The sequence below is a fragment of the Maritalea mobilis genome, from assembly GCF_019800885.1.
GTDB lineage: Bacteria > Pseudomonadota > Alphaproteobacteria > Rhodobacterales > Rhodobacteraceae > Roseibacterium > Roseibacterium beibuensis.
Genome location: NZ_JAHVKE010000003.1, coordinates 124,375 through 142,523 on the forward strand (window position 1 = coordinate 124,375; position 18,149 = coordinate 142,523).

Genomic DNA, 18,149 nt, shown 5'->3' on the forward strand with positions numbered 1-18,149 from the left:
GCGCACGGGCCGAGATGCCGCATGCGTCGCGCCTCGCAACGCGGACGATCGCGCCTAGATCGGTTGCATGGCGCAACTATTATACGAGTGACGAGATGTCCGACAAATCCAACCACTCCCGGTCCCGGGCGGTCCCTTCTTCAAGGCTGGCGCGCATGGGGCGCATGGGCGGGCTTGCCACCGGTTTGGCGGGGGGCGTCGCCTGGGGCGGCGCGCGTGCGCTGGCGCGTGGCGAACGCCCGCGGATGGACAAGTTGCTGCTGACGCCCGGCAACCTGACCCGCGTTGCCGACAAGCTTTCCGAGATGCGCGGGGCGGCGATGAAGCTGGGCCAACTCCTGTCGATGGAGACGGGCGACATGCTGCCCCCGGAACTGGCCGATATTCTCGGGCGGTTGCGGCAGGACGCGCATTTCATGCCGCCCAAACAACTCAAGACGGTGCTGGAAACCGCCTACGGGGCCGATTTCCGGACGAAATTCCGCGGCTTCGACACGCGCCCGCTGGCCGCGGCCTCGATCGGGCAGGTGCATCGCGCCACCGCCGCCGACGGTCAGGCGCTGGCCATCAAGTTGCAATATCCCGGCGTGCGCGCGGCCATCGACAGCGATCTCGACAACGTCGCGGCCCTGATCCGGTGGTCCGGCCTGATGCCCGAGGGCCTCGACATGGCGCCCTTGATGGAGGAGGCGCGGCGGCAGTTGCACGAGGAGGCCGACTACGACCGGGAGGGGCGCTACCTCGCCCGGTTCGGTGCGCTTTTGGCCGACGACGACCGCTTTGCCGTCCCCCAATACCGCGAGGACCTGTCCGGCCCCGATGCGCTGGCCATGTCCTTCGAGGCGGCCGAGCCGATCGAGACGCTGGCCGATGCGCCCAAGCCGATGCGTGACCGGGTGATCTCGGCGCTGATCGAGCTGACCCTGCGCGAGTTGTTCGAGTTCCGCCTGATGCAGACCGACCCGAATTTCGCCAACTACCGCTGGCGGCCCGAGACGGGGCAGGTCGTGCTGCTGGATTTCGGCGCCAGCCGCGCGATTTCGCAGGAAGTGTCCGAGGGGCATCGCGCCCTGATGATCGCAGGGGTGCAGCGGGACCGCGAGGCGACCATGGCCGCGCTGGAGCGGCTGAATTTCATCAAGCCCGACCTTGCGGATCATCACCGTGACACGATCCTCGACATGGCCGAGATCGGGTTTGACTCGATGTCCGGCCCGTTCGAGTTCGAGGGCAACGACCTTGCCGACAAGATGCGCCGCCGGGGCATGGAGATCGGAACGGAGCGCGAGCTGTGGCATATCCCACCGGCCGAGACGCTGTTCCTGCAGCGCAAGATGGGCGGGCTCTACCTGCTTGGCACCCGGATCGGGGCGCGGGTGGACCTCCCAACCCTGATGGCGCGCTACATGTGAAAAAAGGGCCGCATCACTTAGGATGCGGCCCAGTCTGACTTCGAAGGGACTCGAAGCTGTTTCGGTTCAGTGATCGTGTTCCTCGGCGAGAACCTGATCTTCCTTCATTTCAAGCCACATCGCGTTCACGACAGCGATCAGGGCGGCGAGGGGAAGGCCGAGAAGCCATGCAAAATACCACATATCTGCGTCTCCTTAGTAAACCGTATCGCTGTTGGCGGTGACATCGGCCTCGGTGACCTTGCCCCACAGCACTTTGTAGACCCAGGATGTGTAAGCCAGGATCAGCGGCATGAAGATCAGCGTCACGATCAGCATGATGAACAGCGTCAGGTGGCTGGACGAGCTGTCCCAGACCGTCAGCGACGAGTTCGGATCGACCGTCGAGGGCAGGATGAACGGGAACATGGTCAGACCCACGGTCGAGATCATGCCGAAGATGCCCAGTTTCGACCACAAGAGCGTGCCCACCTCGGAGCCTGCGCGCAGGCCGCGCACGGCCAACGCAGTGCCAAGGAAGCCAAAGATCGGCGCGATGATGATCCACGGACGCTCCGAATAGGCGGACAGCCAGCTGTCGGTGCGCACCACCTCGCTGTGCAGCGGGTTGGACGGGCCGTTTGACACCACCTCCGAGGCCAGCGCGTAGCCCTCGATGCCCATGGCCAGCCAGACACCCGACAGGGCAAAGCCGACCATCGTGATCAGGCCGGTCACGAACCCGATGTTGCGGGCGCGCCGGGCGACGTTGCCTTCGGATTTCAGGACCAGCCAGGCCGCACCATGGGTCAGCAGCATCGCCAGCGACACGACCCCAACCAGCAGGGCGAACGGGTTCAGAAGGCCAAGGAACTTGGAATAGAACGCGCCGTCATACATCGGGTAGAGCGTCTCGGTCAGGTGGAAGGGCGCGCCCTGCAGCACGTTGCCGACGGCCACCCCGAAGATCAGCGCCGGCACGGCGCCGCCTGCGAACAACGCCCAGTCCCAGGCGTTGCGCCAGGTCTGCGACTCGCGCTTGGAGCGGTACTTGAACGCAACGGGCCGCACGATGAAGGCCGCAAGGACGACGAACATCGCAAGGTAGAAGCCCGAGAAGCTGACCGCGTAGAGCGGCGGCCAGGCGGCGAAGATGGCGCCACCGCCAAGGATGAACCAGACCTGGTTGCCTTCCCAGACGGGACCCACGGTGTTGATCGCCATGCGGCGCTCGGTGTCGTTCTTCCCGACAAAGGGGAGGAGCGCGCCAACCCCCATGTCGAAACCGTCGGTCAGTGCGAAGCCGATCAGGAGGACGCCAAGCAGCGCCCACCAGATGACCCGCAGCACATCGTAGCTGATGAGTTCGTGAAGGATCATGTCTGTTACTCCGCAGGGGTTGCAGCAGGGCCGGTCACATCGGGGACGTTGCCGTCATGGGTGCGCAGGCGATGCTCGTGGCGGGCCATCCAGGCGTCGGTTTCTTCGACATCCATGTAGGGGCCCTTGCGGATGTATTTCACCATCAGGCCCATCTCGATCACGAACAGGACCGAGTAGAACAGCATGAAACCGGCGATGGTGATCAACAACTCGGTCGCACCGAGGTGGCTGACCGACAGGGCCGTGGGCAGAACGCCGTCGACCGTCCAGGGTTGGCGACCGAATTCGGCGACGAACCAGCCCATTTCCGCCGCGATCCACGGGGTCGGGATGACGGCAACCGCGCCGATCAATGCCCAGCGGGGAAACTGCATGCCGCAGAACGAGGCGCGGTAGAAGAAATAGGCCATCATCCCGATGAAGGCGAAACCAAGCACGACCATGATCCGGAAGGCCCAGAACAGGGGCATCACACCCGGAATGGTGTCCTCGGCCGCCATGGCGATCTGCTCATCCGTCGCCTCACGCGGGTCGTCGAGATAGCGCAGCAGCAGGAAGGCAAAGCCCAGATCGGCGGAATGTTCCTCGAAGGTGGCCATAACCGCCGGATCGGTGGCCTCGCGGTCGACGCGGATCGTTTCCAGTGCGTCATAGGCGATGATGCCAGAGCGGATCCGCTCGTTGGCGCGGGCTTCCAACTCGTTGATGCCTGGGATTTCGTCATCGAGCGAGCGGGTGCCGATCAGGCCCATGGCCCAAGGGATATGCACGGCGAAATGAGTTTCCCGCGCTTCCTGGTCGGGGATGCCGACAAGGGTGAAGGAGGCGGGTGCCTCTTCGGTGTGCCACATGGCCTCGATCGCGGCCAGTTTCATCTGCTGGGAGTGCGTGGCCGAGTAGCCGGATTCGTCACCGAGGATGACGACGGACAAGGCCGAGGCGAGGCCGAAAGACGAGGCCACGGCGATGGAGCGGCGGGCGAGGTCGATATGGCGACCCTTCAGCAGGTACCATGCCGACACGCCCATCACGAAGACGGCGGCGGTCACGTAACCGGCTGACACGGTGTGCACGAATTTCGCCTGTGCCACCTCGTTGAACAGTACCTCGAAGAAGGAGGTCATCTCCATCCGCATGGTCACCGGGTTGAATTCGGCACCGACGGGGTTCTGCATCCAGCCGTTGGCGATCAGGATCCACAGCGCCGAGAAGTTCGAGCCGATGGCGACCAGCCAGGCCACCATCAGGTGCGCCCGCTTGCTGAGTTTGTCCCAGCCAAAGAAGAACAGGCCGACAAAGGTCGCCTCGAGGAAGAAGGCCATCAGGCCCTCGATGGCCAGCGGCGCACCAAAGATGTCACCCACGTAATGCGAGTAGTAGGACCAGTTCATCCCGAACTGGAATTCCATCGTGATGCCGGTGGCCACACCGAGGACGAAGTTGATGCCGAACAGCGTCCCCCAGAATTTCGTCATTTGCCGCCAGATGGGGCGGTTGGTCATCACATAGACCGTCTCCATGATCGCCACGATGATCGACAGACCAAGCGTGAGCGGCACGAAGAGGAAGTGATACATCGCGGTCATCGCAAACTGCAGGCGCGACAACTCGACAACATCGAGCTCCATGTCTCCGTCTCCTCAAGACTCAGCCAGAGGGAGAATCCCGCCGGCCATCGAGAGGCGTTTTCGCGCGGTATGCGATTGTCGACTTTGATGCAGATCAAAAAAGTATAGCTGCGATATATTTTAAATTGCCAATGATCTGTTGCAGGCCTTTATTTCGGCCTGGCGGTGCGTCGCGATTAGAATAGCGGAGTGTGGAAGGTGGGATCTGATCGCGGCCATGACCTTGGCCGAACTGGCCGGATCGAGGCCTTCGGTCGGCTCATCCAGAAGGAGAGCTGGAGGCTTTCTAAGCAAGGTCCGCACAAGCGCCAGGCGCCGGGATTCGCCCCCCGACAGGCCGCTGCCTGCTTCGCCGAGCGCCATGTCCAACCCGCCGTTCCCGGCAAGGACCGGCCAAAGACCCACGGCGTCCAGCAGGGCCTCCATCTCTGTGTCGGTTGCGTCGGGGGCGGCGAGGGCAAGGTTGTCGCGCACCGTGCCGGAAATCAGCGCGCTGCGCTGGGGCAGGTAGCCGAGCAGGCCCCTCAGTCGGCTCTCATCAAGCGTTGCAAGGTCATGCCCGGCGATGCGGATCTCGCCCGACAGGGGCGAGGACAACCCCGAGATCGCGGCGAGCAGGGTGGATTTCCCGCGTCCGGAGCGACCGGTCAGCGCCACCGTTTCGCCTGCGGCGACGGTCAGGGTCAGGGGCGGCAGCAAAGGGATTTGCGACCCCGGCGGCGCCACGGCAAGGTCGCGCAGCTCGATGAGGTCCGTGTCGTCCCGGCTAACCGGATTGCCGGGCGCAGGGTCCTGAACCGGTTCCTCTAGCAATGGCACCACGCGCGCCGCTGCGTCCCGCATCCGTCCGATCTCGGCAACGCCGCGCTGCAGGGGGGCCAGCACCTCGGTCAGCGCCAGCGCGGCAAAGACGCCGATGGCGGCGGCGGCGGGCGGGATGACATCAGCCAAGGCCAGCAGGCCGCCGATGACCAGGGCCCCGGCCGCCGCGATCAACCCGGCGGAGGCGACCAGTGTGTCGGCCCATCGGTCGAGCCGCGCAAGGTGGCGCTCGGCGGCCCGGCCCTCGGCCTCGGCGTTGAGCGCCATGCCGTGCGAAGCGGGGAGGGCGCCGGCAAAGGCCAGCCCGGTGCGGCCGCGCAAATGGTCGATGGCCCGGCTGCGGAAGGTTTGCCGTGCGGCTTCGGCCCGTGCGGCGGAGGCGATCCCTGCGCGCCCGGTCACCATCAGCACCGCGGCCCCGCCAAGGGCAAGCGGAAGGGTTACCATGGCCGCGACCAGCGGCGTCACCAGCCATGCGATCACGGCGAAGGCCAGCGCCAGCGTTACGGCCCCGGCTGCGATCGGGAAGGCGAGGCGGATGGCGATACCGTCCAGCGCGTCGACATCCGCCGTCAGCCTGTTGAGCGTCTCGGAGCTGCGCAGCCCCGAGAGAGTCAGCGCATCGCGGGCGGACAGGCGCTCCAGCAGACGCACCCGCAACCGCGCCAACGCCCTGAGCGTGGCGTCATGGGTCAGCAGCCGCTCGCCGTAACGCGCTGCCGTGCGCCCCAGTGCGAGGAACCGAACACCCGCCGAGGGGCGGAAGACGTCGAAGGCGATGCCGATCCCCGCCAGGCCAGCGGCCCCGGCGGCAACGATGAACCAACCCGATAGGCCAAGCAGCGCGCCGCCCGCCACGAGCACAGCGACCGACAGCAAGAAGCCACGCGAGAGCGAGGCGCGTTCCTCGCGCCAGAGCAGAAGGAATATCCGGAGAAGGGGACTCATGCGGCACTTTCCTGCCGGGCGTGGCCCAGGTCGATCCGTGTTCCCATCGCCGCCGCGAGCGCGGCATCATGCGTCGCGACGATGACCGTGGCCCCCTTGTCCGACAGGGCGCAAAGGGCCTCGGTGATGTCGGCGGCCGTCTCGGCGTCGAGGTCTGCCGTCGGTTCATCGGCGAGGATGACCGGACGCCCCGAAAGGGCGGCGCGCGCCAGCATGAGCCTGCGCGCCTCGCCGCCGGACACGCCCGCGCCACTTTCCCCGAGGGGCGTTTCAAGGCCTTGGGGCAGGCGCGCCACGACATCTTCGGCCGAGGCGAGGGCAAGCCCGCGCGCAATGCTGTCGGCGTCGGCTTCGGGCAGGCCGAGGGTCAGCGTGTCGCGCAGCGGGCCGCGCAGGAAATGGGGCGATTGCGGCACCCATGCGATCCGCGCGCGCCAGGCGTCCGCCGTCTCGGGGCCAACCGGCTTGTCCCCGATCAGGACCTGCCCCGCGTCCGGGGCGACCAGCCCGCCGATCAAGGCGATCAAGGTGGATTTGCCGCTGCCCGACGGCCCGGTGAAGGCGACCGAGGCCCCGGGCGCGATGTCGAGATCGGGAAACCGCATCGCGCCGAGGGACAGGCCGCGCAGCCGGATCGGCGCGGCCCCCGGCAGCGGGGTGGCCGTTGCGCCGTCGCCAAGGATCGTGCTGTCGTCGCCGGCCTCGATCTCGGTCAGGTCGCGGGCCACAGCCAGCGCCGCGGCCTTGTCATGCCAGGACGCGGCCAGGTCGCGCAGGGGCTGAAAGAACTCGGGCGCCAGCATCAGAAGAAAGACGCCCTCGGTCAGGGTCAACGGCGTGGCATAGGCGCCGAAACCCAACTCGCCCAACAGGGCGAAGCCCACATAGACCGCCACCATCGCCACGCCGATGGCCGAGAACAGTTCCAGCACCGTCGAGGAGAGGAAGGCCACGCGCAGTACGGCCATCGTGCGCTCTCGCAGGCTTTCGGCGCGATCTTCGAAATCCCGCAACATGCGCGGCCGCGCATCGAGCAGCCTGATGTCCAACAGGGCCCCCAACCTTTCCGACAGAAGCGTCGACAGGGTCCCGATCTCGTCCATCTGTTTTTCGCTGGCCTCGCGTGCGGCAAGGCCGACAAGCGCCATGAAGACGGGGATCAGCGGACCGGCCACCATAAGGATCAGTGCGACCGTCCATGACATGGTCGCCGACAGCGCCAGCAGGACCAGCGGCACGATGGCGGCGCGCATCGCGGCGGGGCGGGCGCGCATGATATAGGGGCGCAGGTGAGGCAGCTTGTCGACCAGGAGCGCGGCGACGGCGGCCGAGTTCGCCCGCCCCTCCGCGCGCGGGGAGAGGCGTTCTTGCGTGGACAGAAGAGCGGCGCGCTCGGCTGCGAGAACAACATCGGCGGATCGGTCCAGAAGGGCCGATGCCCGCACGGACAGGCCCATTCGCAGCGCGCCGATCGCAAGAAACGCGGCGGAGGCCCCAAGGATCTGGGCGGTGGTGGCGGTTCCGGTCACCAGCGCCCCGAAGCTGAGGGCAACCAAGGCGGCCATCGCCGGCCAGAGCAGGGCCGCAATGGTGGTGAGCCGGGCCGCACGGCGAATCCGCGCAGCCTCGGGGGCGAGGGCGCCGGTCAACCTTTGCGTGGCGAGGTCGGGTGTGGGTCGTTTCAAAAAGCGCATTTCCGGTTTGGCTTATAATCCCAAGGGCGGGTGAAACGTGATCTGGATCAATGTCGCATCTTGTTTTTGTATGCGATAGGCTACCGAATGACCGGAGAGAGGCCCTGATGCGCCTGACGACAAAAACCAACCTTGCCATGCGTGTTTTGATGGCCTGTGCCGTCAACCCGGGGCGTATCCTGCGCAAGCACGACATCGCCCAGGTGGCCAACGCGTCCGAGGCGCATGTGGCCGTGGTCATCAACCAGCTTGGAAAGCTGGGTTTCATCCGCACCACGCGCGGCCGGTCCGGCGGTGTGGAGTTGCGCCTCGCGCCGGAAGAAATCTCGGTGGGGCGTGTCTTTCGCCTGCTCGAAAGCGGCGTGCCCTTCGCCGAATGTTTCGACCGCAGCGCCAATACCTGCCCGATTTCGTCCTGCTGTCGTTTGAACGGTGCGCTTTCCGTCGCCCTCGAAGCTTTCTACGCGACGCTGGATGGCCTGACACTCGCCGATCTGACCGGCGACAACCCGGCGCTCACCCGCATCCTGACACTCGACGAAGTGACCTGACCGAAGGCCTGTCGCAGGGGCGCTGTAGCTGCATCTGTCAGATTCGTATGACAGGGCCGGCAGGGTGCAGGAAGCTTTGATCGCGTCAGACGCGAGTACCCACAAGGTATATTCGCCGTATACGTTAGTGTGCTGGGAAAAAGCGGAAAACTGGGCCGTGAAATTTGATCTGGCTCAAGGTCCGGGTGTTGCATGGCTGTCAATTAGAGTTGACACGCGCTAGGGGCGGAACGACAGTCGCGGCCCCGTTTGTTCATGGTAAAGGAGCACAAGGTGACAGAGGCTTTCTTCGGTCTCGATCCGAGGGCATCGCTTGCCATCCACGCTGTGGCCGCAATCGCGACGGTGGCCGCGGTTCTGGGTCTGGCCAAGGTCCTTCGAACGCCGGGTGTGCCCAAGGACAATTGGGGCATCTACGAATCCGGCGCCCCGGCCGATGCTGCCGCCAAGGCGCCGGTGCCGACCGCCTATTTCCAGATCGCCGCGTTCTTCGTGATCTTCGATTTCGAGGCGGCCGTCCTCTACACCTGGGCCTTGACCGCTGCCGAAGCCGGGGTGGGCGGGCTGTTGGCCGCTGCCGTTTTCATCGTCGTGCTGCTGGTCGCGCTGGCCTATCTCTGGCTCGATGGGGCGCTTGACGTAGGGGCACGCCCTGCGGGCTCCGCCAAGAGGGGGGGCGCGCGATGACCGAGCAACCCCGCTCCCTGCCGCCGGGCGTCGCGATGGCGCAGGGCCAGCTTTTCGCGCGGCTCGATGATCTGGTCGCGTGGTCCCGCAAGAACAGCTTCTGGCCGTTCAATTTTGGCTTGTCCTGCTGCTACGTGGAAATGGCCACGGCGCTGACGCCGGTCTATGACCAGTCCCGTTTCGGGGCCGAGGTGATCCGCGCGACCCCGCGTCAGGCCGATCTGCTGATCGTGTCGGGCACCGTTTTTACCAAGATGGCGGTGCCGCTGAAGCGGCTCTACGAACAGATGCGCGAACCGCGCTGGGTCATCTCGATGGGGGCCTGCGCCAATTCGGGCGGCATGTACGACATTTACTCGGTCGTGCAGGGGGTGGATTCCTTCCTGCCCGTCGATGTCTACATCCCCGGTTGCCCGCCGCGCCCCGAGCAGTTGCTGGATGCGATGATCCTGCTACAGCAGAAGGCCGGCCAATCGCGCCGTCCTTTGGGCATCACGCTGGGCGAGGCGCCTGCGGCCTTCAACCCGGCGCCGCGCAAGGATCTGCGCCACCATGACCGCGTGTCGATCACCCGCCTCGACGATCCGGAGGCGCCATGACGACGGAAATCATGACGAAACCCGCCGAGGGGGTGGACGATCCCGTGGCCGACCTGCGCGCGCGGTTCGGCGACGCGATCCAGGCCGAGCAGCAGACCGTCGATACCTTCCCGGTCCTGTGGATCGACCCGGCGCAATGGGTTGCGGTGCATGAGCACCTGCGTCGCGCGGTGCCGCAGCCCTTCACCCTGATGGCCGAACTTTACGGCATCGACGAAACCACGCGGCGACATCGCGCCGGGCAGCCCGCGTCGGGGGTCACGCTGGTCAGCCACCTGATCTCGCCCGAGCGCAACGCCGATATCCGCCTGAAATGCGCCTGCGATGCAGAGGCGCCGCGCGCGCCCACGCTGACGGAGGTCTACCCCGGTGCCGATTGGTACGAGCGCGAGGCGTTCGACATGTTCGGCGTCCGCTTCGACGGGCGGGCCAGCCATCGTCGCATCCTGATGCCGCCCGATTGGAAGGGGCATCCGCTGCGCAAGACGCACCATGCCCGCGCGACCGAGGTTGCGCCTTATCGCATGACGCCGGAAAGCTTTGCCGCGACCGAGGTCGCGAACGCGATTGACCCGGCCGAGCTTGGCCTTCCGACCGAACGCGACGGCGTCGAGTTGATGGTGCTGAACTTCGGGCCGCACCACCCCTCGACCCACGGGGTGTTCCGCATCGTGCTCGGCCTCGATGGTGAAGAGATCGTCTGGGCTTACCCCGATATCGGCTATCACCACCGCGGCGCGGAAAAGATGGCCGAGCGCCAGACATGGCACGGCTTCATCCCTTATACCGACCGGATCGACTACCTCGGCGGCGTCATCTCGGAGATGCCCTACCTGCTGGCGGTCGAGAAGCTCTGCGGGATCGAGGTTCCGGCGCGGGCACAATGCATCCGCGTGATGCTGTCCGAGTTCTTCCGGATCACCTCGCACCTGCTGTTCTACGGGACGCTGGCGCAGGATACGGGTGCGATGTCGCCGGTCTTCTACATGTTCGTGGACCGCGAGAAGGCCTACAAGGTCATCCAGACAATCACCGGCGCGCGCATGCACCCCGCGTTTTTCCGCATCGGCGGCGTGGCGATGGATCTGCCCACCGGCTGGGACGATCTGGTGCGCGAATTCCTCGACTGGATGCCCGCGCGGCTGGACGATTACGAGCGGCAGGCGATGAATTCCGAGCTGTTCCGGATCCGCACGCAGGGCGTCGCCGCCTATGATGTCGAGACCTGCCTGAAATGGTCCGTCACCGGGCCGCACATTCGCGCAGCTGGCCTGCCCTGGGACATGCGCAAGCTGCGCCCCTATTCGGGCTACGAGAATTACGAGTTCGACGTGCCGACCCGCACCGAGGGCGATTGCTACGCGCGCACCTGGGTCCGCGCGCAGGAGATGCGCGAAAGCCTCAAGATCATCCGCCAATGCCTCGACTGGATGCCCGAGGGGCCGGTCAAGGCCGATCACCCGCTGGCTTTCCCGCCGCCGCGCGCCCAGACGCTGCACGACATCGAGACGCTGATCCACCATTTCACGGGCACCGCCTACGGCACCCGCGTGCCTGTCGGCGAGGCAACCGGGCAGATCGAATCCGCCCGCGGCTTCACCCAGTATTCCATCGTCTCGGACGGGGAGGGGGGCAGCTACCGCACGCGGATCCGCACGCCAAGCTTCGCCAACCTGCAAGCCATCCCCGAGGTCGCGCCCGGCATGACCGTGGCCGATTTCGTCATCTACCTCGCCTCGATCGATCACGTCATGTCGGATGTGGATAAATGAGCCTCTCGAAACATCTCCGCTCCGCCATCACCGAGGAGATGGACCACCATGGCGGCCCGCGCGCCGCGATGCTGGAATCCTTGCGAATGATCCAGCAGGAACATGGCTGGGTCAGCGACGAGCACCTCGAAGAAGCGGCCACCTTGCTTGGCGTCACCACCGCCGAGATCGAGGATGTGGCGACCTTCTACAGCCTGATCTTCCGCCAGCCGGTGGGCGAAAAGGTGATCCTGCTGTGTGACGGGGCCTCCTGTTACCTCAACGGGGCCGAGGATGTGCGCGACGCGGTGATGAAGCGCCTTGGCATCGGGTTCGGCCAGACCACGCCGGACGGGAAATACACGCTGATCAATATCTGCTGCGTCGGGGGCTGCGATCACGCGCCGGCAGGCGTGATCGGGCGCAACCGCAAACTGGTCGGCCCGCTGACGCCCGAGACCATCGACGAGATCCTGGGGGAGGACGCGAAATGAGCGCAGAGCAACCCCTTACGGGACGTGCACGGCCCGACCGCCGCCCCCATACGCTGAAGGAATGGCGCAAGCTGGGCGGCTACGATGCCGTCGAGCGCGGCCTCAAGACGATGACCCCCGAAGAGGTGCTGGACACCGTCGCGGCGGCCAACCTGAACGGGCGCGGCGGCGCGGGCTTTCCGGCGGCGACCAAGTGGCGCTTCATGCCCAAACCGGGCGAGGCGCCGGGCGACGGCCCGTCCTATTTCATCGTCAACGGCGACGAGATGGAACCGGGCGCCTTCAAGGACCGCATCCTTTTGGAGGCCGTGCCGCACCAGTTGATCGAGGGTGCGATCCTGGCGGCTTATGCCACTCATGCGTCCGAGATCATCGTGCTGATCCGCGATGCCTATCGCGACGCCATCGCCAACATGACCCGCGCCATCGCCGAGGCCGAAAAGGCCGGATACCTTGGCAAGAACGTGCTCGGCTCGGGCTTTGACGTGAAGATGTGGGTCCACCCCTCGGCGGGGCGCTACATCGTGGGCGAGGAAACCGCTCTGATCGAGGCGCTGGAGGGCAAGCGCGCCGTGCCGCGCAAGCGCCCGCCTTTCCCCGCCCAATCGGGGCTGTGGGGGCGTCCGACGACGGTGAACAACGTCGAAACCGTCTCTTGCGTCTCGCATATCGTAGGCAACGGCGCGCAGTGGTTCCGCGCGCTGTCGAAAACCGAAGAGGGCGGCACCAAGGTGTTCGGCGTCTCGGGCCGTGTGAACAAACCCCAGATCATCGAAGCGCCGATGGGCACCACCGCCGCCGAGTTGATCGAGCGCGCCGGCGGTGTGTCCGGCACCGGCGTGCTGCGCTGTTTCCAGCCCGGTGGCGGGGCGAGCGGATTTCTGGAACCGGCCGAGGCCGATATCCCGCTCGATTTCGCCCATGTCGCCAAGGCCGGCTCCATGTTTGGCACGGGCACGATGATCGTGCTGGACGAAAGCGCCTGTCCGGTGGGCGTGATCGCGCGTCACATGGCCTTCTATGCGCGCGAAAGCTGTGGCTGGTGCACGCCGTGTCGCGACGGGCTGCCTTGGGTGGCGGAAATCATGGCGCGGCTGGAACGGGGCGAAGGTCGGATGGAAGACCTGGAAGTGTTGCGCGACACGGTGGAAATTGCGGGGCCGCGCGGACGCACCTTCTGCGATCTGATGGGCGGCGCGATGAGCCCGCTGGGCACCGGGTTGGCGCGCTTCGGCGACCTGTTCGAAGCCCATGTGCGCGAGGGCTGCTGCCCGATCGCCCGCGACTACGGGAGGGCCGCCGCATGAGCCGCATCCGCATCATCGTGAATGGCGAAACCCGCGAGGTCGAAGAAGGCCAGGACATCCTGTCGGCCTGCACCCATCAGGGCGTCGAGATCCCGCATTTCTGCTGGCATGACGCGCTGGGGTCTGTCGGCGCGTGCCGCCTCTGCGCCGTGCGCGTCCATAGCGGCCCCGAGGATGCCGAGGGCAAGATCGAGATGGCCTGCATGACGCCGGTGGCTGACGGTCAGCGCATCGAGGTGGCGGACGCGGAAGCCGAGGAAATGCGCGCCCATGTCATCGAGTGGCTGATGCGCAGCCACCCGCATGATTGTGCCGTCTGTGAAGAGGGCGGGGCCTGTCACCTGCAGGACATGACCGTCGCCACGGGCCACAGGACGCGCCGCTATGACGGACCAAAGCGCACCCATCGCAACCAGGATCTCGGGCCGCTTCTGACGCATGAGATGAACCGCTGCATCGCCTGCTATCGCTGCGTGCGATTCTACCGCCATTACGCGGGCGGGCGGGACCTCGACGTGATGGGGGCGCATGACCGCGTCTATTTCGGCCGCTACGAGGACGGCCCGCTGGAAAGCCCCTTCGCCGGCAACCTCGCCGAGGTCTGCCCGACCGGGGTGTTCAACGACAAGGGGTGGTCCAAGGATTACGCCCGCAAATGGGACATGACCGCGACGCCGTCGATCTGTTCGCAATGTTCGGTCGGCTGCAACATCTTCGCTGCGGAACGCGGCGGGCGTCTGCGCCGCTTGCAGAACCGCTACAACGGCGAGGTCAACGGCCATTTCCTCTGCGACAAGGGCCGGTTCGGCGCGCTGCACCTGCCCGACGGGGCGCGGCTGAGCGGGCCGCGTGTCCGGGGCCTCGATGTGTCGGCGCAAGAGGCGATCACCGCGGCCCGTACCGCGTTGGAGCGTGGCGCGGTGGCCATCGGCTCGCCCCGCGCAACGCTGGAGACGAATTTCGCCCTGCGGCAACTGGTCGGGCCGGACCGGTTCTTTGCCGGTCTCCCCGATCTGGAGGCACAGACCGTCGCCCGTATGGCAGGCCTTCTGGCGCGGCATGGCGCCCCGTCGCTGGCCGAGCTGGAACGCTGCGATGCCGCGCTTGTTCTGGGCGAGGACCTGACCGGAACCGCGCCGCGCGCGGCCCTGTCGCTGCGCCAGACCGCGCGCAACGCGTCCGACGCCCTGGCCGCCGAGAAGGGCGTGCCGAAATGGTTGAACAACGCAGCCCAAGTCGCTGGTGAGGGGCGGAAAAGTCCCATCGCCCTTGTCACCATGTTGCCCGATGCATTGGATGATGTCGCGGCATGGTCCATGCGCCGCGCGCCCGAAGATATCGCGGCGTTCGGTCAAGCCGTTGCTGCTGCGATCCGGGGGGAGCGCGCGGATGCCGAGGCCACGGCCATCGCCTCGGCCTTGCAAGCCGCCGAACGACCCGCGGTTCTTTCGGGATTTGGCCTCGCCCGGCCCGAGGTCGTCGATGCCGTTGCCGCGATCGCCGAGGCGCTGGGCGAAAAGACCCGCCTGTACCTCTTCCCGCCCGAGGTCAATTCCATGGGGCTTGCCCTCATGCAGGCGCAGGGACTGGAGCGCGCTTTCGAAGCGCTTGAGGCAGGTAAGGCCGAAACCGCGCTGATCGCCGAAGCCGATCTCTTCGAACGTGCCGATAGCCTGCTGGTCGACCGTCTGTTCGAGGCCGCGAAAGAGGTCGTCGTTCTGGACAGTTACGCCACGCGCACGACCGCCCGCGCCAGCATCACCATCCCTTGCGCCGACTGGGCCGAGGCAGCCGGCACCGTGGTCAATCACGAGGGCCGCGCACAACGCCGCTTTGCCGCCTATCCAGGCGCGCCCGCCGCCGCGTGGCGGACCCTTGCCAGCCTGTCCGACACGCTGTCGGGTTGGGCGACCGTCGATGATGTTCTGGCGGAACTTGGACAGGCCCTGCCGCATCTTGCCCCGGCCCGCGATGCAGCACCTAGCGTCACCTTCCGCACGCCGCTGGGCAAGATCGCGCGCGCGAATTGGCGGTTCTCGGGGCGCACGGCCCACGACCAGGCCGGCGGGATCGTACGCGACGCCGAGCGCGCCGATCCCGACAGTGCGCTCGCCTTCTCGATGGAGGGCACGCATGGGGCGGGGGCGCCCCCGGCGCTCCGGACCGGATATGATGTGCCGGGCCTGCATTCCGCCTCTGCCGCGCCCTACCTGACCGACGCCAATGGCGGCCACTTGCAGGAGGGCGACCCGGGGATTTCCGTCCTTGCCGGGTTCCAGGGCCCTGATGCCGCACCGGCGCTGCCTGCGATGGAGCGTGGGATGCGGCCCGTGCCGCTGCATGATCCTTTCGCGGGTGACGAGATTGGCCGCCGTGCCGACTACCTGGCCAAGCGCTGCCCGCCTGCACAGGTCATGCTGCACCCGGCCGACGCGAAGCGTCTGCACCTGAAGGCAGGTGATCTGGCCACGGTCGATGGCCTGCATGCCGAGGCCGAAATCGTGATCTCCGATGCGATGCCCGAACACCATGTCGGCCTGTCGGCCGGTCGTGTCGCCCCGCGCAGCCTGTCGCGTATCGTCAAGATCGGGAGGCAGGGATGAACGCTGGTCTGACCATCCTGATGTCGCTTGCGCTGATCATGGCGCTGCTAGTCGCCGCAGGCGTGTTCACCTGGGTCGAACGGCGCGGCCTTGGCTTCTTGCAGGAACGCCTTGGCCCGAACCGGGTCGGTCCCTTCGGCTTCCTGCAATGGATCGCCGACACGGTGAAACTTTTGACGAAGGAAGACGAGGTGCCGCCCGGCGGCGATGCCGTGACCTTCCGCCTGGCCCCCGCGCTTGCCGCGATCCCGGTGCTGGCGGGGTTTGCCGTGGTGGGTTTTGGCCCCGGCCTGACACTTTCCGCGCTCGATATGGGGGTGATCTTCGCCCTCGCGATGCTGGCGCTGACGGTCTACGCGATGGTGCTGGGCGCCTGGGCGTCGCACAACCGCTACGCGCTTTTGGGCGGGCTGCGGGCGGCGGCGCAGATGCTGTCCTACGAGGCCTTCTTCGGCCTGTCGCTGATGGGGGTCGTGATGATCTCCGGCTCGTTGAACCTCGGCCAGATCGTCGAGGCGCAAAGCGGCCTGTGGTTCATCGTCACGCAACCGCTCGGCTTCGCACTTTTCATGCTTGCGGGCATTGCCGCGGCGCACCGTCTGCCCTTCGACTTGCAGGAATCCGAGCAGGATCTCGTCGCGGGCTTCATGACCGAGTATTCGGGGATGAGTTTCGCACTGTTCTTCCTGGGTGAATACCTGGCCATCATCCTTGTCTCGGCCTTGGCCGTGACGCTGTTCTTCGGCGGATGGCTCGGACCGATCCTGCCGGGGCCGGTCTGGTTCGGCCTCAAGGTGGGTGCGTTGGCGCTTGCCTTCATCTGGATCCGCGCGATCCTGCCGCGTCCGCGCTACGACCAGCTGGTGGCCTTTGCGTGGAAATGGGCGCTGCCGCTGGCCCTGCTGAACCTGCTTCTGACCGGCGCCATCGTGGTCCTTGCCGGGGCCGGGGGAGGTGCCGCATGAAGGGGATTCTCGACTCCATCGGGCGCGTGGGCCTGAAGCTTTTCACCAAGAAATACACGCAGCAATACCCCGAAGAAAAACCCGATCTGCCCGCCCGCTACCGCGCGCGGATCGTCCTGACCCGCGATCCCGACGGGCAGGAACGTTGCGTGGCCTGCAACCTTTGCGCCGTGGCCTGCCCGGTCGATTGCATCGACGTGCAGAAGGGCGAAACCGAGGATGGCCGCTGGTATCCCGAAACCTTCCGCATCAATTTCGCGCGCTGCATCTTCTGCGGCTATTGCGAAGAGGCCTGCCCGACACAGGCCATTCAGCTGACCCCGGATTTCGAGACCGCCGACTACACCCGCGCGGGCCTGATCCATGACAAGGCGGACCTGCTGATCGCGGGTCAGGGCAAGCAGGAGGGGTATCGCTATTGGTCGGTCGCGGGCAAGGCCATCGACGGCAAGGACAAGGGCGAGGCCGAGAACGAGGCCGCGCCCGTCAACCTGAAGGATCTCACACCATGAGCTGGGGACTTGCCATCTGGGCCGCGACCGTGGCCTTCGGCGCCGCCATCCTCGCGGTCACCCGCCCCTCGGCGGTGCATGCGCTGCTGTTGCTGCTGGCGGCCCTCATCTCTTTGGGCGTCGGCTTTTTCGCCATGGCGGCCAATTTCGCCGGCGCGATCCAACTCCTGATCTACGCCGGCGCCGTGGTGGCCGTGTTCGTTTTCGTGGTCATGACCATCGACGCGGGCGACGAGGCGATGGCGGCGGAACGCGAATTGCTGCGCCATGCCTGGCGCTGGCCCGCGCTGATCGTCGGCCTCTCGGTCGTTCCGGTCATCTTCGGCATCGGCGGCGGCGCCATGGGCGAGGGGGATCCCGCGCCCGCGCTGGCAAGCGACCTTGGCCTTCTGATGTTCGGCGATTGGAGCGCCGCGACCGAGCTGATCACCCTTCTTCTGATCGCAGGGATGCTGGGCGTGCGCCACCTGGGCCGCAAGCTGGGCCCGCGCCTGCGGGAAAGGAACCCGGAATGACCGCGCTCAATATCCTTCTGGTTCTCTCTGCGGGCCTGTTCCTGGCGGGCCTGTTCGGGGTGGCCGCGCGCCGCACGCTCCTGATGCAGCTGATCTCGCTCGAGGTTATGCTGGCCGGTCCCGCCTTGGGCTTCATCGCGGCGGGGGCGCATCACGGCTCGATCGAGGGGAGCGCGATGTTCATCCTCGTCCTTGGTCTGGCGGCCGCCGAGGTGGCGCTGGGCCTTGCCATCTATCTTCACATGCGGCGCGCCACCGGTGGCGACAGCGATGCCGCGACACGGCTGAGGGGATAAGCG

17 protein-coding genes are annotated in these 18,149 nt (G+C 66.4%); 12 read left to right on the forward strand and 5 right to left on the reverse strand.

From position 1 onward, the window contains the following. Positions 1 to 155: 155 nt before the first annotated feature. Positions 156 to 1,412: an ABC1 kinase family protein gene (locus tag KUV65_RS14315; RefSeq protein ID WP_261331810.1), complete on the forward strand. Its 1,257-nt coding sequence runs from the start codon at positions 156 to 158 to the stop codon at positions 1,410 to 1,412. A 66-nt stretch (positions 1,413 to 1,478) separates the two neighbouring features. On the opposite strand, the gene cydX is transcribed toward KUV65_RS14315, so the two are convergent. From cydX to cydD, 5 genes are all read right to left on the reverse strand, one after another. Then, a complete protein-coding gene (cydX, locus tag KUV65_RS14320) occupies positions 1,479 to 1,595 on the reverse strand; it encodes a cytochrome bd-I oxidase subunit CydX (RefSeq protein ID WP_222191411.1) in 117 nt (38 codons plus the stop codon). Positions 1,596 to 1,607: 12 nt separating this feature from the next. Beyond that, on the reverse strand, positions 1,608 to 2,771 hold the full coding sequence (cydB, locus tag KUV65_RS14325) for a cytochrome d ubiquinol oxidase subunit II (protein WP_222191412.1): 1,164 nt from the start codon (positions 2,769 to 2,771) through the stop codon (positions 1,608 to 1,610). Positions 2,772 to 2,776: 5 nt separating this feature from the next. Then, positions 2,777 to 4,402 (reverse strand): cytochrome ubiquinol oxidase subunit I, encoded by a 1,626-nt coding sequence (locus KUV65_RS14330; protein WP_222191413.1) that lies wholly within the window; start codon positions 4,400 to 4,402, stop codon positions 2,777 to 2,779. Between the two features lie 120 nt (positions 4,403 to 4,522). Further along, entirely contained in the window at positions 4,523 to 6,172 is a 1,650-nt protein-coding gene (gene cydC / locus KUV65_RS14335) for a thiol reductant ABC exporter subunit CydC (RefSeq protein ID WP_222191414.1), read from the reverse strand. Next, a complete protein-coding gene (gene cydD, locus KUV65_RS14340; RefSeq protein WP_261331811.1) occupies positions 6,169 to 7,821 on the reverse strand; it encodes a thiol reductant ABC exporter subunit CydD in 1,653 nt (550 codons plus the stop codon). Before cydD ends, cydC begins: the two co-directional genes overlap by 4 nt. Before the next feature lie 152 nt (positions 7,822 to 7,973). On the opposite strand from cydD, the gene KUV65_RS14345 reads away from it, so the two are divergent. From KUV65_RS14345 to nuoK, 11 genes are all read left to right on the forward strand, one after another. Then, on the forward strand, positions 7,974 to 8,417 hold the full coding sequence (locus tag KUV65_RS14345; protein ID WP_222191416.1) for an RrF2 family transcriptional regulator: 444 nt from the start codon (positions 7,974 to 7,976) through the stop codon (positions 8,415 to 8,417). 273 nt (positions 8,418 to 8,690) lie between these two features. Further along, complete coding sequence (locus tag KUV65_RS14350; protein WP_308124689.1) at positions 8,691 to 9,104, forward strand: NADH-quinone oxidoreductase subunit A; 414 nt, start codon at positions 8,691 to 8,693, stop codon at positions 9,102 to 9,104. After that, positions 9,101 to 9,703, forward strand: coding sequence for an NADH-quinone oxidoreductase subunit B (locus KUV65_RS14355; protein WP_222191418.1), 603 nt, complete (start codon positions 9,101 to 9,103; stop codon positions 9,701 to 9,703). The genes KUV65_RS14350 and KUV65_RS14355 overlap by 4 nt, the downstream gene beginning before the upstream one ends. Further along, positions 9,700 to 11,475 carry an NADH-quinone oxidoreductase subunit C/D gene (gene nuoC, locus KUV65_RS14360; protein ID WP_261331812.1) on the forward strand — a complete coding sequence of 592 codons (1,776 nt, stop codon included), beginning with the start codon at positions 9,700 to 9,702 and terminating at the stop codon, positions 11,473 to 11,475. Before KUV65_RS14355 ends, nuoC begins: the two co-directional genes overlap by 4 nt. Continuing rightward, the gene (gene nuoE / locus KUV65_RS14365; protein WP_222191419.1) at positions 11,472 to 11,948 is read left to right on the forward strand and encodes an NADH-quinone oxidoreductase subunit NuoE; all 477 of its coding nucleotides are present in this window, start codon (positions 11,472 to 11,474) and stop codon (positions 11,946 to 11,948) included. The genes nuoC and nuoE overlap by 4 nt, the downstream gene beginning before the upstream one ends. Beyond that, complete coding sequence (locus tag KUV65_RS14370) at positions 11,945 to 13,255, forward strand: complex I 51 kDa subunit family protein (protein ID WP_222191420.1); 1,311 nt, start codon at positions 11,945 to 11,947, stop codon at positions 13,253 to 13,255. The genes nuoE and KUV65_RS14370 overlap by 4 nt, the downstream gene beginning before the upstream one ends. Then, a complete protein-coding gene (nuoG, locus tag KUV65_RS14375; protein WP_222191421.1) occupies positions 13,252 to 15,858 on the forward strand; it encodes an NADH-quinone oxidoreductase subunit NuoG in 2,607 nt (868 codons plus the stop codon). The genes KUV65_RS14370 and nuoG overlap by 4 nt, the downstream gene beginning before the upstream one ends. Next, positions 15,855 to 16,823 (forward strand): NADH-quinone oxidoreductase subunit NuoH, encoded by a 969-nt coding sequence (gene nuoH, locus KUV65_RS14380; protein ID WP_222191422.1) that lies wholly within the window; start codon positions 15,855 to 15,857, stop codon positions 16,821 to 16,823. Before nuoG ends, nuoH begins: the two co-directional genes overlap by 4 nt. Further along, positions 16,820 to 17,335, forward strand: coding sequence for an NADH-quinone oxidoreductase subunit NuoI (nuoI, locus tag KUV65_RS14385; RefSeq protein WP_222191423.1), 516 nt, complete (start codon positions 16,820 to 16,822; stop codon positions 17,333 to 17,335). The genes nuoH and nuoI overlap by 4 nt, the downstream gene beginning before the upstream one ends. Beyond that, positions 17,332 to 17,850 (forward strand): NADH-quinone oxidoreductase subunit J family protein, encoded by a 519-nt coding sequence (locus KUV65_RS14390; RefSeq protein ID WP_222191424.1) that lies wholly within the window; start codon positions 17,332 to 17,334, stop codon positions 17,848 to 17,850. Before nuoI ends, KUV65_RS14390 begins: the two co-directional genes overlap by 4 nt. Beyond that, positions 17,847 to 18,146, forward strand: a complete 300-nt coding sequence (gene nuoK / locus KUV65_RS14395) for an NADH-quinone oxidoreductase subunit NuoK (protein WP_222191425.1) — start codon at positions 17,847 to 17,849, stop codon at positions 18,144 to 18,146. Before KUV65_RS14390 ends, nuoK begins: the two co-directional genes overlap by 4 nt. The last annotated feature ends 3 nt before the right edge of the window (positions 18,147 to 18,149 follow it).

Bases quoted from the DNA above. Each gene is read 5' to 3' on its own strand.
- KUV65_RS14315 (WP_261331810.1), top strand. From the start codon at position 156: ATGGGGCGCATGGGCGGGCTTGCCACCGGTTTGGCGGGGGGCGTCGCC.
- cydX (WP_222191411.1), bottom strand. From the start codon at position 1,595: ATGTGGTATTTTGCATGGCTTCTCGGCCTTCCCCTCGCCGCCCTGATC.
- cydB (WP_222191412.1), bottom strand. From the start codon at position 2,771: ATGATCCTTCACGAACTCATCAGCTACGATGTGCTGCGGGTCATCTGG.
- KUV65_RS14330 (WP_222191413.1), bottom strand. From the start codon at position 4,402: ATGGAGCTCGATGTTGTCGAGTTGTCGCGCCTGCAGTTTGCGATGACC.
- cydC (WP_222191414.1), bottom strand. From the start codon at position 6,172: ATGAGTCCCCTTCTCCGGATATTCCTTCTGCTCTGGCGCGAGGAACGC.
- KUV65_RS14345 (WP_222191416.1), top strand. From the start codon at position 7,974: ATGCGCCTGACGACAAAAACCAACCTTGCCATGCGTGTTTTGATGGCC.
- KUV65_RS14355 (WP_222191418.1), top strand. From the start codon at position 9,101: ATGACCGAGCAACCCCGCTCCCTGCCGCCGGGCGTCGCGATGGCGCAG.
- nuoC (WP_261331812.1), top strand. From the start codon at position 9,700: ATGACGACGGAAATCATGACGAAACCCGCCGAGGGGGTGGACGATCCC.
- nuoE (WP_222191419.1), top strand. From the start codon at position 11,472: ATGAGCCTCTCGAAACATCTCCGCTCCGCCATCACCGAGGAGATGGAC.
- KUV65_RS14370 (WP_222191420.1), top strand. From the start codon at position 11,945: ATGAGCGCAGAGCAACCCCTTACGGGACGTGCACGGCCCGACCGCCGC.
- nuoG (WP_222191421.1), top strand. From the start codon at position 13,252: ATGAGCCGCATCCGCATCATCGTGAATGGCGAAACCCGCGAGGTCGAA.
- nuoH (WP_222191422.1), top strand. From the start codon at position 15,855: ATGAACGCTGGTCTGACCATCCTGATGTCGCTTGCGCTGATCATGGCG.
- nuoI (WP_222191423.1), top strand. From the start codon at position 16,820: ATGAAGGGGATTCTCGACTCCATCGGGCGCGTGGGCCTGAAGCTTTTC.
- KUV65_RS14390 (WP_222191424.1), top strand. From the start codon at position 17,332: ATGAGCTGGGGACTTGCCATCTGGGCCGCGACCGTGGCCTTCGGCGCC.
- nuoK (WP_222191425.1), top strand. From the start codon at position 17,847: ATGACCGCGCTCAATATCCTTCTGGTTCTCTCTGCGGGCCTGTTCCTG.